The sequence below is a fragment of the Stenotrophomonas sp. 109824_Sma genome (assembly GCF_056480025.1).
The window spans coordinates 1,095,625-1,109,219 of record NZ_CM151078.1 but is presented as its reverse complement, the minus strand read 5'-3'; the positions used below and the strand labels follow the sequence as shown (position 1 = coordinate 1,109,219).

At 67.8% G+C, this 13,595-nt stretch carries 16 protein-coding genes; all 16 read left to right on the top strand.

From position 1 onward, the window contains the following. Positions 1–1,002 (top strand): KpsF/GutQ family sugar-phosphate isomerase, encoded by a 1,002-nt coding sequence (locus tag ACZK1G_RS05175; protein ID WP_049442962.1) that lies wholly within the window; start codon positions 1–3, stop codon positions 1,000–1,002. 66 nt (positions 1,003–1,068) lie between these two features. After that, positions 1,069–1,617, top strand: a complete 549-nt coding sequence (locus tag ACZK1G_RS05170) for a KdsC family phosphatase (RefSeq protein WP_014036245.1) — start codon at positions 1,069–1,071, stop codon at positions 1,615–1,617. Beyond that, positions 1,614–2,189, top strand: a complete 576-nt coding sequence (gene lptC / locus ACZK1G_RS05165) for an LPS export ABC transporter periplasmic protein LptC (protein ID WP_049442963.1) — start codon at positions 1,614–1,616, stop codon at positions 2,187–2,189. The genes ACZK1G_RS05170 and lptC overlap by 4 nt, the downstream gene beginning before the upstream one ends. Positions 2,190–2,290: 101 nt before the next feature. Beyond that, positions 2,291–2,857, top strand: a complete 567-nt coding sequence (gene lptA / locus ACZK1G_RS05160; RefSeq protein ID WP_075675157.1) for a lipopolysaccharide transport periplasmic protein LptA — start codon at positions 2,291–2,293, stop codon at positions 2,855–2,857. After that, positions 2,857–3,576 (top strand): LPS export ABC transporter ATP-binding protein, encoded by a 720-nt coding sequence (gene lptB / locus ACZK1G_RS05155; protein WP_005415558.1) that lies wholly within the window; start codon positions 2,857–2,859, stop codon positions 3,574–3,576. Before lptA ends, lptB begins: the two co-directional genes overlap by 1 nt. 40 nt (positions 3,577–3,616) lie before the next feature. Continuing rightward, complete coding sequence (locus ACZK1G_RS05150) at positions 3,617–5,038, top strand: RNA polymerase factor sigma-54 (RefSeq protein ID WP_049443427.1); 1,422 nt, start codon at positions 3,617–3,619, stop codon at positions 5,036–5,038. A gap of 58 nt (positions 5,039–5,096) precedes the next feature. Continuing rightward, positions 5,097–5,414: a ribosome hibernation-promoting factor, HPF/YfiA family gene (gene hpf, locus ACZK1G_RS05145; RefSeq protein WP_005415556.1), complete on the top strand. Its 318-nt coding sequence runs from the start codon at positions 5,097–5,099 to the stop codon at positions 5,412–5,414. 21 nt (positions 5,415–5,435) lie between these two features. After that, positions 5,436–5,888: a PTS sugar transporter subunit IIA gene (locus ACZK1G_RS05140; RefSeq protein ID WP_032130191.1), complete on the top strand. Its 453-nt coding sequence runs from the start codon at positions 5,436–5,438 to the stop codon at positions 5,886–5,888. Continuing rightward, positions 5,885–6,835 carry an HPr(Ser) kinase/phosphatase gene (gene hprK / locus ACZK1G_RS05135; protein ID WP_005408388.1) on the top strand — a complete coding sequence of 317 codons (951 nt, stop codon included), beginning with the start codon at positions 5,885–5,887 and terminating at the stop codon, positions 6,833–6,835. The genes ACZK1G_RS05140 and hprK overlap by 4 nt, the downstream gene beginning before the upstream one ends. A 27-nt stretch (positions 6,836–6,862) precedes the next feature. Further along, positions 6,863–7,747: an RNase adapter RapZ gene (gene rapZ, locus ACZK1G_RS05130; RefSeq protein WP_049443426.1), complete on the top strand. Its 885-nt coding sequence runs from the start codon at positions 6,863–6,865 to the stop codon at positions 7,745–7,747. A gap of 529 nt (positions 7,748–8,276) precedes the next feature. After that, positions 8,277–8,669, top strand: coding sequence for a PTS sugar transporter subunit IIA (locus ACZK1G_RS05125; protein WP_014036239.1), 393 nt, complete (start codon positions 8,277–8,279; stop codon positions 8,667–8,669). Then, entirely contained in the window at positions 8,662–8,931 is a 270-nt protein-coding gene (locus ACZK1G_RS05120; protein ID WP_014036238.1) for an HPr family phosphocarrier protein, read from the top strand. Before ACZK1G_RS05125 ends, ACZK1G_RS05120 begins: the two co-directional genes overlap by 8 nt. 2 nt (positions 8,932–8,933) lie before the next feature. Then, complete coding sequence (gene ptsP, locus ACZK1G_RS05115) at positions 8,934–10,703, top strand: phosphoenolpyruvate--protein phosphotransferase (protein WP_101765052.1); 1,770 nt, start codon at positions 8,934–8,936, stop codon at positions 10,701–10,703. Positions 10,704–10,890: 187 nt separating this feature from the next. Then, a complete protein-coding gene (mgtE, locus tag ACZK1G_RS05110; RefSeq protein ID WP_008266103.1) occupies positions 10,891–12,252 on the top strand; it encodes a magnesium transporter in 1,362 nt (453 codons plus the stop codon). Positions 12,253–12,312: 60 nt separating this feature from the next. After that, complete coding sequence (locus tag ACZK1G_RS05105) at positions 12,313–12,579, top strand: hypothetical protein (RefSeq protein WP_014036236.1); 267 nt, start codon at positions 12,313–12,315, stop codon at positions 12,577–12,579. Between the two features lie 71 nt (positions 12,580–12,650). Continuing rightward, positions 12,651–13,466 carry a carboxylesterase family protein gene (locus tag ACZK1G_RS05100; RefSeq protein WP_101765050.1) on the top strand — a complete coding sequence of 272 codons (816 nt, stop codon included), beginning with the start codon at positions 12,651–12,653 and terminating at the stop codon, positions 13,464–13,466. Positions 13,467–13,595 lie beyond the last annotated feature (129 nt).

Below are 13,595 nucleotides of genomic sequence, written 5' to 3'. Positions count from 1 at the left end.
ATGGCCGAATCCCTGTTGCCCCCCCGTTCCGTCGACCCTGCCAGCCTGGTCGCCAGTGGCCGCCGCGTCTTCGAGATCGAGCAGCAGGCCCTGGATGCCGTGGCCGACCGCCTTGGCGAGGCCTTCCAGCAGGCCTGCCAGGCGATCCTGGCCAGCCGCGGCCGGGTGGTCGCCACCGGCATGGGCAAGTCCGGGCATATCGCCCGCAAGATCGCCGCCACCCTGGCCTCGACCGGCACTCCGGCGTTCTACGTGCACCCGGGCGAAGCCGGCCATGGCGACCTGGGCATGATCACCGAGGACGACGTGGTGCTGGCCCTGTCCTATTCGGGCGAGTCGGACGAAGTGCTGATGCTGCTGCCGGTGCTCAAGCGCCAGGGCAACGTGCTGATTTCCATGACCGGCCGCCCGCAGTCCAGCCTGGCCACCGCCGCCGACATCCACCTGGACGTCAGCGTTCCGGCCGAGGCCTGCCCGCTGGCGCTGGCACCGACCTCCAGCACCACCGCCTCGCTGGCGATGGGCGATGCGCTGGCCGTGGCCCTGCTCGACGCACGCGGCTTCACCGCCGACGACTTCGCCCGTTCACACCCGGCCGGCAGCCTCGGCCGTCGCCTGCTGCTGCACATCACCGACGTCATGCACACCGGCGAGGACCTGCCCAGCGTGGGTGCCGACGCCAGCCTCAGCGAAGCGCTGATGGAGATGAGCCGCAAACGGCTGGGCATGACCGCCGTGGTGGATGCCGATGGCGTGCTGATCGGCCTGTTCACCGACGGCGACCTGCGCCGCGCGCTGGACAGTGCACTGGACGTGCGCACCGCGAAGATCGCCGATGTGATGACCCGCAACCCACGCACCATCGGTGCCGACCAGCTGGCGGTGGAGGCTGCCCGGCTGATGGAGACCCACAAGATCACCGGCCTGATCGTGATCGACGGCCAGGGCCGCGCGGTCGGCGCCCTGAACATTCATGACCTGTTGCGGGCCCGGGTGGTTTAACCGACAGTCCGTAGACCCCATTCAGTCTGTACTGCCCCACCCGAACCTACCGAGCCCGCCGCCCTGATGCCCTGGTCCCCCCTGCCCGCCTTCCCCGCCCACCTGCATGCCGCCGCGGCCCGCGTCCGCCTGGCCTGCTTCGACGTGGACGGCACCCTCACCGACGGTCGGCTGTACTACGACAAGGACGGCAACGAGAGCAAGGCGTACTTCGTGCAGGATGGCCTGGGCCTGAAACTGCTGCAGCAGCACGGCATCCACCCCGTGCTGATCACCGCGCGCAACAGCCAGTCCGCGCTCAGGCGCGGCGCCGACCTCGGCATCGACACCCAGATCGCCGTGGGCGACAAGCTGGCCAGCGTGCAGGCGCTGTGTGCGCAGCACGGCATCGGCCTGGAGCAGGTGGCCTTCATGGGCGACGACCTGCCGGACCTGGCGCCGCTGGGCGCGGTCGGCCTGGCGGTGGCGCCGGCCAACGCCCACCCGTGGATCGCCGAGCGCGTGCACTGGCAGACCCGCGCCGATGGCGGACGTGGCGCTGCCCGTGAGCTGTGCGACATCCTGCTGGCCGCCCAGGGCCACGTGGACGCGGTCCTGGCGAGGTTCGGCGCATGAGCCTGCCGACCGTGAACTGGCGCACCCTGCTCGGCATCGGACTGCTGCTGGCGGCCCTGCTCAGCAGCTGGGCGGCCCTGCGCAACCGCGACAAGGGTCCGGCCAGTGCCGGCCAGGAAGTCGGCGTGGACTACATCCTGCACGACTTCCAGATCGTCGCCCTGGATGAGCACGGCAAGGAATCGACCACCCTGCGCGCACCGTTGCTGGAGCGCCAGCGTGGCGACCAGACCATCAACATCGCCACGCCGCTGTTCGAGATGCCGGACAAGGATGGCAAGCACTGGACCCTGCGTGCCGAGACCGGCTGGCTCAGCGCCAAGGGCGACGAGATGAAGCTGCGCGGCAATGTCGCCGGCGACAGCCCGGCCGACCCGGGCGTGGTGCCGACCACCTTCCGCACCGACCACCTGGACGTGTTCCCCAAGGAGAACCGTGCCCGTACCGATGCACTGGTCACCATGACCCGCCCCGGCATGGAACAGTCCGGTGTTGGCTTCGAGGTGGATTCGAAGAACAACACGTATCATTTCCTCAGCCAGTCCAAGGGCCGTTACACGCCCCGTCGCTGATTCCGCCGCCCTCCTGCGACGTCCCCGGACAGGCGCAAGGCAGGCAGCCCACCCACCCGCCCCCGGTTTCCCGGGCGGCCCCACCGGTAGAACGGACCCCGATGAAGATTCCCTTTGCAGCCGTACTCGCGCTCGGCCTGCTTGTTCCCAGCGCCGCCTTTGCCAAGTCCACCGACCGCAACGAGAACATGAACATCGACTCCGGTGCCCAGTCGGGCGTGCTCACCGGCGATGGCAAGACCGTGCTGTCGCAGGGCGTGACCGTCACCCAGGGCTCGCTGGACATCCGCTCGTCCGAAGCCGAGATCTACCTGAAGGACGGCGAGGCGGTGCGTGCGGTGTTCACCGGCAAGCAGGCCACGATGAAGCAGCAGCTCGACGATGGCACCTGGATGGACGCGGTGGCTGATCGCATCGACTACGACATCAAGACCGAGATCATCACCCTGACCGGCAACTACAAGGTCACCAGCGCGCGCGGCACCAATGCCGGCCAGCGCATGGTCTACAACACCCGCAGCGGCGAGATGAACTCCGGTGGCGATGGCAGCCGCGTGCGCACCGTCATTCCGCCGAAGAACAAGAACCCGGCGGCACAACCGGCTGCCACGCCCAAGGCGGCGGCGCCGGCCAGCACGCCGGCCAAGCCGGCCGGGAGCAAGAAGTAATGCTCGTCGCCAAGGGCCTGCGCAAGCGCTACAAGCAGCGCGAAGTCGTCAAGGACTTCGGGCTGACCCTCGACGCCGGCGAAGTGGTCGGCCTGCTCGGCCCCAACGGCGCCGGCAAGACCACCTGCTTCTACATGATCGTCGGCCTGGTCGCCGCCGATGCCGGCAGCATCGTGCTCGACGGCAAGGACATCACCAGCGATCCGATGTACACCCGTGCCAAGCAGGGCGTGGGCTACCTGCCGCAGGAACCGTCGGTGTTCCGCAAGCTGACCGTGGCCGACAACCTCCGCCTGGTGCTGGAACTGCGCGAAGACCTGGATTCGGCTGGCCGCGAACGCGAATTGAACAGCCTGCTCGACGAACTGCAGCTGGGCCATGTTGCCGACCAGCTCGGCGCCAGCCTGTCCGGTGGCGAACGTCGTCGCTGCGAGATCGCCCGCGCACTGGCCGCACAGCCGCGCCTGATCCTGCTCGACGAACCGTTTGCCGGTGTCGACCCGATCTCGGTGGGTGAAATCCAGCGCATCGTCACCCATCTCAAGCAGCGTGGCATCGGCGTGTTGATCACCGACCACAACGTGCGCGAGACCTTGGGAATCTGCGACCGCGCGTATATCCTCGCCGAGGGCACCGTGCTGGCCCAGGGCTCGCCGGAGGCGATCCTGGACAACGCCGACGTACGTCGCGTCTACCTTGGGGATTCCTTCAAGCTGTGACCGCAGGCGCCGGGTCCCTTTCCTTCCGTTCGGCACAGGCATGAAGACTCGGCTGCAGACATCGTTGGGACAGCAGCTGGTGCTTACGCCCCAGCTGCAGCAGGCGATCAAGCTGCTGCAGATGTCCACGACCGAGCTGGAGCTTGAAATCGCCCAGGCCGTGGAGAGCAATCCGCTGCTGGACTGGGCCGACAGCAACGACAGCAGTGCCGCCAATGAGGGCAGCGACAGCACGGATGCCGACGCCCCCGCCGAACGCACCGACAACGGTGACGACTGGGGACCGGCCGAACTCGACTGGAGTGCCGCCGGCAGTGGCGGCAGCTTCGACGATGACGATGACACCGGCAGTGCCGCCGAGCGCGTGGCCGAAACCGAAACGCTGGCCGACCACCTGCTGTGGCAGCTGCACCTGTCGCATCTTTCCACGCATGACCGCAGCATCGGCGCGGCACTGATCGATGCCTTGGACGACGACGGCTACCTGCGCGAACCGCTGGCCACCATCGCCGAAACCCTGCTGCCGGCGGTCCATGCCGATGAGGATGAAATCCTCGCGGTGCTGCATCGCATCCAGCGTTTCGACCCGGTCGGCGTTGCCGCGCGCACGCTCGGCGAATGCCTGCAGCTGCAGCTGGACGTGCTGCCTGGCGACACGCCGGGGCTGGCGCTGGCGCGACAGATTGCCGCAGGCCCGCTGGAACGGCTGCCGCGCAGCGGCGTCGCCGGGCTGGCCCATGAACTGAAACAGCCCCTGGACGAGGTCGAGACGGCGGTCGCGCTGCTGCGCTCGCTGGACCCGCGTCCGGGCACGCAGATCGCGCCGCTTTCGCAGGACACCTACGTGGTGCCCGACGTCGTGGTGTGGCGACAGAACGGCATCTGGCGCGCGGCACTGGCCGGCCATGCCGGGCCGAAGGTGGTGATCCACCGCGGCTACGAACAGTTGATCCGCCGCTGTGGCGAGGCCGACGCCGGCTACCTGCGCGCCCAGCTGCAGGAGGCGCGCTGGCTGCTGAAGGGCCTGCAGCAGCGCGGCGAAACCCTGCTGCGGGTGGTGCGCAGCCTGATCCTGCAACAGGCCGGCTTCCTCGAATTCGGCGAGCAAGCGCTGCGCCCGCTGACCCTGCGCGAGATCGCCGCCGAGCTGGGCCTGCACGAATCCACGGTGTCGCGTGCGATCGCCCGCAAGCACGTGCGCACGCCGCGCGGCACCCTGCCGCTGCGCGCCTTCTTCGCCTCGGGCATCGATACCGAGGGCGGTGGCGAGGCATCCAGCACGGCCATCCAGGCGATGATCCGGCGCCTGATCGACGATGAGAACCCGCGCAAGCCGCTTTCTGACGCCAAGCTGGCTGACCTGCTCAAATCGTCGGGAATTCCAGTGGCGCGACGCACCGTGGCGAAGTATCGTGAAGCCATGAACATCTCCGCCTCGCACGAAAGGGTCAGAATCGCTTGACGCGCCGCCGCGCCCGGCGGAGAGGTTCATTGGCACATCCGAACACAGGAGAAACCCGATGCGCATCGAAACGTTTGGCAAAGACGTCGAAGTCACCCCGGCCCTGCAGTCCTATGTAGAGGAGAAGCTGGCCCGGATCGGAAAACACTTCGACCAGCACTGCGAAGCGCGGGTGACCCTCAAGCTGCAGAAGACCGAACACCACGTCGACGCCAGCCTCAACATTCCGGGGCAGACCCTGCACGCCGAGGCCGGCGGCCAGACCATGTATGCCGCGATCGACCTGCTTGCGGACAAGCTTGACCGCCTGGTCATCAAGCACAAGGAGAAAAAACAGCAGCACGCACCGCTGCCGGTGGGCGACAATGGTGGCTGATCGCCACCGTTCCCCGCAGACATGCCCCTGACTGACCTCCTGGCGGCCGTGCAGACCCAGCTCTGCACGGCCACCGACCGTGACAGCGTCCTGCAGGCCGCCGCCGGGTTGCTGGCCTGCCGCCAGGCCAACGCCGAACAGATCTATCTGAACCTGTGCCAGCGCGAAGCCCTGGGCAGCACCGCGATCGGCCACGGCATCGCCATCCCCCACGGCCGCGCGCCGACCCTGGACCGCCCCCGTGGCGCGCTGCTGCGTCTGGCGACCCCGGTCGACTTCGGCGGCGATGAGCCGGTGGACCTGGTGTTCGCGATGGCCGTCCCCGCCCACTACACCCACCAGCACCTGATGCTGCTGTCCGAGCTGGCAGAGCTGTTTTCCGCACCGGACATCCGCCAGGCCCTGCGCGAAGCCGGCGATGCCCGGGCGCTGCGCGAAGCGCTGGACATGACCCCACCTGCGAGTGCCGCATGAATACCAGCATCACCGCCCGTGAACTGTTCGAACAGCAGCGCGAGCGGCTGGGGCTGCGCTGGGCCGCCGGCAAATCCGGTGAGAAACGCGAGCTGGAGGCCGGCAACACGGTCTCGCGGCGTCCCTCGCTGGCCGGCTACCTCAATGCCATCTATCCCAACAAGGTGCAGATCCTGGGCACCGAGGAACTGTCCTGGCTGGATGCGCTGGAACCGCGCCAGCGTTGGGAAACCATCGAAAAGATCATGCAGTCGCACCCGCTGGCGCTGGTGCTGACCCGCAACCAGGCGTGCCCGGAAGACCTGCGCGCGGCCGCCGATGAATCCGGTACACCGCTGTGGCTGTCGCCCAAGCGCGGCCACGAACTGCTCAACCACCTGTCCTACCACCTGGCGCGTACGCTGGCGCCGCGGGTGATCCTGCATGGCGTGTTCATGGAGATCTACTCCATCGGCGTGCTGATCACCGGCGAGGCCGGATCGGGCAAGAGCGAGCTGGCGCTGGAACTGCTCAGCCGCGGCCATCGACTGGTGGCCGACGATGCCCCCGAATTCACCCAGATCGCGCCTGATGTACTCGACGGCACCTGCCCCGAACTGCTGCAGGACCTGCTGGAAGTGCGCGGCCTGGGCGTGCTGAACGTGCGCGAGATGTTCGGCGACACGGCTGTAAAGAAGAACAAGTACCTTCGGCTGATCGTCCACCTGACCAAGCCGATGACCGAACCCACCCCGCATGGCTACGAGCGCCTGACCGGCGACTCGGGCACGCGCCATGTGCTGGACCTGGACGTTCCGCTGATCACCCTGCCGGTGATGCCCGGCCGCAACCTGGCCGTGCTGACCGAGGCCGCGACCCGCCTGCACATCCTGCGCACCAAGGGGATCGACCCGGCGGCGATGTTCATCGCCCGCCACAGCAATCTGCTGGAACGGCGAACACCCTGATTCCCCTGCCCCTCGAAGAGCCTGTCCATGAGCACCGCAACCCCCACCGCCCCGACCCTGATCATCGTCAGCGGCCTGTCCGGCTCGGGTAAATCCGTCGCCCTCAAGACCTTCGAGGACCAGGACTACTACTGCTCGGACAACCTGCCGATCCACCTGCTGCCGGACTTCGTGCGCAGCCTGCTGGCCAACCACGACGGCAGCGCACCGCGCCGGCTGGCGGTAGGCATCGACGTGCGTGGCCAGTCCGACCTGAGCCAGCTGGGCAACTGGCGGCAGCTGGCCACCGATGCCGGCGTGGAAGTGAAGGTGCTGTTCTTCGAGGCCAGCGACGAAACGGTGCTCAAGCGCTACGCCGACACCCGTCGTCGCCATCCACTGAGCCAGCTGGGCCTGTCGTTGCCCGAAGCGATCGCCCGCGAGCGCGAGCTGACCGCGCCGCTGCGCCGTGAGGCCGACGCGGTGATCGATACCAGCAACCTCAACGTGCATCAGCTGCGGCGGCGGATCATCACCGAGTTCGCGATGGACCATGCCACCGGCCTGTCGCTGCTGTTCGAATCCTTCGCCTACAAGCGTGGTGTGCCCGCCGAGGCGGACTTCGTGTTCGACGCCCGCGTGCTGCCCAATCCGCACTGGGACCCGGACCTGCGCGCGCTCAGCGGCCGCGAGCCGGGCGTGCGCGACTACCTGGAAGCGCAGCCGGACGTGCAGCGCTACCTGACCCAGCTGATGGATTTCCTCGATACCTGGCTGCCGAAACTGGGCGATGGCACCCGCAGCTACGTGACCGTGGCATTCGGCTGCACCGGCGGCAAGCACCGTTCGGTGTTCCTGGCCGAGCGCATGGCCCGGCATGCCCGCGAGATGGGCTGGGAAGACGTGGCCACGTACCACCGCGAACAGGATTGAGGGGGGCCCCGGCCGGGCTGCGCCCGGCACCCGCCGGTAGTGCCGGCCGCTGGCCGGCAACAGCAACAGCAACAGCAACAGCAAAAGCAAAAGCAAAAGCAAAAGCAAAAGCGGCTTCCGAAGGATGGCGGTGCGGTGTGGGTATGCAGGACACGCCGTAAACCCCGCTCCGCGGTCCGGCCCAGCCGCTGGCGGCTGTGCGTTCGGGCGCTTGCGAAGCAGTGCTTCGCAAGCAAAGCGCCCTCACCCCTGGGGGCTCGATGGCGCCATCCATGGCGCCAACGGTCCTGCCCACCCACACCGCCCCGCCTCTGACAGATTCCGTGTGCTGTTGGTGGGTGTCGACCTTGGTCGACACAGTAGATCCACGCCATGCATGGATGAATCCCGGTCAGGCATCGAAAAACGCATGGGGTCGGATCCCTTTTCCAGGGGAAAAGGGCTCTGACCCCGGTAACGCTGAATACGGGACACAGTGCCCCTCATCTGCTGCTATCGCCGATTCACCTTGACCTGTTAACGTGCAGTAATGACCTGTGGCATTCTCCTCGTAACACATCCCGGGGTCGGGACCGCCCTGCTTGACGTGGCGACCCGGCTCCTGCGGCAATTGCCGCTGAAAACCGAAGCTTTCGAAGTACCGTTCGACGCAGACCTGGACGCCCTGCTCCCGCTCGCCTCGGCCGCCCTGCGGCGGGTCGACAGCGGTGAAGGCGTGCTGATCCTGACCGACCTGTACGGCGCCAGCCCCGCCAACCTTGCCGGGCAGCTGGCCCGGCTGGGGACCCCGGTTCGCCGGGTGTCGGCGCTGAGCCTGCCGATGTTGCTGCGGGTGATGAATTATCCGGAACAGGGACTGGATCAACTGCCCGCCACAGCCGCGGCGGGTACCCGTAATGGAGCGATAGTCGACGATGCTTGAACGAGAACTCACCGTCAGCAACCGCCTGGGCCTGCACGCCCGGGCCACCGCCAAGCTGGTGCAGACCCTGGCGCCGTTCCGCTGCAACGTGACCATGGCCGCCAAGGGCCGTGAGATCAACGCCAAGAGCATCATGGGCGTGATGCTGCTGGCCGCTGGTCAAGGCACTCCGGTCACCGTGCGCATCAACGGCGAAGATGAAGCCGCCGCAATGGACGCGGTGGTCGGCCTGTTCGAACGCCGCTTCGACGAGGACAGCTGAGCGTGCCACGCGCACGCGCCGGCCAGGTCCCTTCCGGCCAGCGGCCGGTACAACTGCTGGCCGGGCACGGGGCCGCGCGCGGCACGGCAATGGGCCGGGCCCGCGTACGCTTGCCGCATGCGCTGGAAGTCGCTGAACAACGTGTCGCAACCAGCCAGGTCGAGGCCGAACTGGCTCGCCTGCACCGGGCGGTGGATGCCGCGCGTACGGAAATGCACGAACTGCGGCAGCGCCTGCAGGGTGCGCTGAACCAGGAAGTGGGCGAGTTCCTCGACCTGCACGCGCTGCTGCTGGATGACCCCGAGCTGCTGTTCGGGCTGGACGAACTGATCCGCAGCGGCCCGTACAGCGCCGGCTATGCGCTGCGCCTGCAGCGCGACCGCCTGGCCAGGGTCTTCGATGGCATGGACGATGCCTACCTGAAGAGCCGCATGGACGACCTCGACCATGTGATCGGCCGTATCCACGCCTTCCTGCAACCCGAACGCCCTCCGGTGATGAAGGGCCTGGCCGGCGAGATCCTGGTCTGCGACAACATCGCCCCGTCCGAACTGGCGCAGCTGCAGGCACAGGGCGTGGTCGGCATCGTCACTGCCGCTGGCAGCGCGCTGTCGCACAGCGCGATCCTGGCCCGCAGCCTGCACCTGCCCCTGATCGTCAACGTGCCGCAGCTGCTCAGCCGCATCGCCGACGGCGACGTGCTGATCATCGACGGTGCCGACGGCAGCATCACCGCCAACCCGCTGGCCGACAACCTGCGTGACTACCGCGCGCGCCTGAAGGAACACGCGCGCGAGCAGCGCGAGCTTGGCCGCCTGCGCAGCAAGCCCAGCCGTACCCGCGACCAGGTCGATATCGCCCTGCTGGCCAATGCCGAATCGCTGGAGGACGTCACCCAGGCGCATGCACTGGGTGCGCAGGGGCTGGGCCTGTACCGCACCGAATTCCTGTTCCTGCAGCGCAACGAACTGCCGGACGAAGAAGAACAGTTCCAGACCTACCGTGATGCCGCACTGGGCATGAGCGGTCGGCCGGTGACCATCCGCACGCTCGACCTGGGTGCGGACAAGGCCGATCGCACCGGCCTGACCCTGAGCAACGAAGAGAACCCGGCACTGGGCCTGCGCGGCGTGCGCCTGTCGCTGGCACGACCCAAGGTGGCCGACACCCAGCTGCGCGCGATCCTGCGCGCCTCGGCCTACGGCAAGCTGCGCGTGCTGGTGCCGATGGTCAGCACCCGCGAGGAACTGCTGGCGGTGCGCCGGCGCATGCTCAAGCTGAGCGAACAGCTGCGCGGCGAAGGCCACATGGTGTCCGAGCACGTGCCGCTGGGCGCGATGATCGAAGTCCCGGCAGCTGCACTGGCGCTGGAGAGTTTCATCGACCTGGTCGATTTCCTGTCGATCGGCACCAATGACCTGGTGCAGTACCTGCTGGCCGCCGACCGCAACAACGAGGCGCTGGGTGAGTTGTATTCACCGTTGCACCCGGCGGTGCTGCGGCTGTTGCAGATGGTGATCGAGACCGGCGCGCGCCACCGCATCCCGGTGGCGGTCTGCGGCGAGATGGCCGGTGATGCGCGGATGACCCCGCTGCTGCTGGCGCTGGGCCTGAGCGAGTTCAGCCTGCATCCCGGTACGTTGCTGGAGGTGCGCCGCGCAATCCGCGAAGCCGATCTGGGTGCGCTGCGCGCCCGTGCCCCGAAGTTGCTGGCCGCGCGCGACCGCCGCGCCATCGAACGCTGGCTGGCGCTGGTGGCGGATACGCCCTGAGCGCCCTGCTGATTCGCCAGGCATGCACGCGCGGGGTCAGATCCCTTTTCCTGTGGAAAAGGGATCTGACCCCAGCCTCCCGTCGGGGTATGCGTTGAAACATCCCCTTGCGATAATGACGCGCTGAACACCCCTGTTGCCGCATCCTTGCCGGGATCGCGGCTTTTCTTATCCCGCGGGAGCTGCGATGGCTGAAGCTGTACGCCACGACAAGACTGCGCGCCAACTGCGGATGTTGTCCGATGCACTGGACAGCGGCCGGCTGGGCCCGGTACGTCGGCTGGTCAACACCCTGGCCCCGGCCGAGATCGGCAACCTGCTGGAATCGCTGCCGCCAGGCAAGCGCGAGGTGGTGTGGGGCCTGGTCGACCCGGAAGATGACGGCGAGGTGCTGGTCCACGTCGGCGAAGACGTGCGCGAGAGCCTGCTCGCGGACATGGACCCGGACGAGATCATCGCCGCGGTCGAAGACCTGGACATCGACGACCTGGCCGACCTGGTCGAAGACCTGCCGGATACGGTCATCGACGAGGTCCTCAAGTCGATGGACCGCGAGAACCGCGAGCGTCTGGAACAGGTGCTGTCCTATCCCGAGGACAGCGCCGGCCGCCTGATGAACCCGGACGTGGTGACCGTGCGCGCCGACGTCAACGTCGATGTGGTGCTGCGTTACCTGCGCCTGCGCGGCGAACTGCCGGACCACACCGACCACCTGTTCGTGGTCAGTCGGCGCCACCAGTACCTCGGCCGGGTGTCGCTGGCGGCGCTGGTGACCCACGAGGACACCACCCCGATCAACCGCCTGATCGACGACGAGCAGCCGGCCATCGATGTCGGCGAGAGCGACCAGGAGGTCGCCCGCCAGTTCTCCGACCATGACTGGATCTCCGCGCCGGTGGTGGACGACAACAACATCCTGATCGGCCGCATCACCATCGATGACGTGGTCGACATCATCCGTGGCCAGGCCGAGCACCAGGCGCTGGGCGCCGCCGGCCTGGACGAGGACGAGGATCTGTTCAGCCCGGTCTGGCGCGCCATGCGCCGGCGCCTGATGTGGCTGTCGGTGAACCTGTGCACCGCCTTCCTGGCCTCCAGCGTGGTCGGCCACTTCGAAGGCACCATCGACAAGCTGGTGGCGCTGGCCGTGCTGATGCCGATCGTGGCAGGCCTGGGCGGCAATGCCGGCACCCAGGTGCTGGCGCTGATGGTGCGCGGCCTGGCACTGGGCCAGGTGGGCGCGTCCAACGCGCGCACGCTGCTGTGGAAGGAGGTGCGGGTCGCCTTGTTGAACGGCGTGATGCTCGGTTCGGTGCTGGGGCTGATCGTGCTGGCCTGGTTCCACTCGCCCGGGCTGTCGGCGGTGATCGCCATCGCGCTGACCTGCAACCTGCTGTTCGCCGCACTGGCCGGCGTGCTGGTGCCACTGACCCTGAAACGCTTCGGCTTCGACCCGGCGCTGGCCAGCGGCATCTTCCTGACCGCGGTGACCGACTCGATGGGCTTCTTCACCTTCCTCGGCCTGGCCACGCTGGTGCTGCTGCACTGAACCCTGCAGGGTCGGATCCCCGCCACGCGGGGCTCTGACCCGATCCCAACTGGAACACCCATGGCAACAACGATCGAAAACTACTTCCAGCCCGGCTGGCGCGACCAGCAGCACACCTGCCCGGCCTGCGAATGGAAGGGCAGCTCGCGCGCCATGGAGATGGAGCTGGACGAAGACGCCACCGAGTACGACTGCCCGGTATGCGAGAACCCGCTGCTGGTGGTGCTGCACCCGGACATCGCGCAGGTGCAGGCCGCCGCCGCCGACGGCAATGCCGAGGCGCAGGAGCAGCTGGACATCATCGCCAGCTTCCCACGACCGGAGTGACGCGGCGCATGATGCCGCGTTGACCTGCGGCGGACTAGGATGCAGCTGACCTCGCTGCCCCGGGAAACGCCATGCTCCGTTCGATTCCGCGCTGGCTGCCCTTGCTGGCGGTCCTGATGATGACCGGCTGTGCCTCGATGCCGGACAGCGCGCGCGGCCGCTTCGAGGGCCGCGCAGTGAAGGTGGACGGCGAGACCGCCTACTACCAGGTCTTCATTCCGGCGGGGGTGCGGGCGGGACAGCCGGCAGGCGCCGGCAACGGCAGCGGCGTCCCGGTGGTCCTGTTCCTGCATGGCTCGGGCGAACGCGGCGGCGACGGCATCAAGCAGACGTACTCGGGACTGGGGCCCTACCTGCGCGAGCATCCCGACTTCCCGGCGCTGGTGGTGTTCCCGCAGGCACCGCGCCATTCGGAATGGAGCGGCCGCAACAACCGCATGGCCGAGGCCGCACTGGACGCGACCATTGCCGAGTTCGGCGCCGACCCGGCGCGGCAGTACCTGACCGGCATGTCGATGGGCGGCTACGGCAGCTGGAACATTGCGCTGGATGACCCGCACCGCTTTGCCGCGATCGTGCCGGTATGCGGTGCCGTGTTCGCGCCGCGCGCCAAGCGGCCGACCCTGTTCGTCGAACAGGTGGCCCAGGAATCCGATCCGTACGCCGTGATCGCCAGGCGACTACGGCACACGCCGATCTGGATCTTCCACGGTGCCCTGGACGACGTGGTGCCGCCGGATGACGACCGCAGGCTGCACAGCGCATTCCAGGGCACCCACGCACGCGACGTGCGCTACACCGAGTACCCGGAAGGCAACCACAACGCCTGGGACGCCACCTACGCCGACCCGGCGATGTGGGCGTGGCTGTTCGCGCAGAAGCGCTGACCAAAGCGTCCGCTGGTTGCCCACCAAGGTTGGAGCCTGGTTTGGGTAGGTACCCACCTTGGTTGGCATTGACTGCTCTGGTAGTTGCCAACCTTGGTTGGCACTGGCCTACCCGAATCCAGACCATTC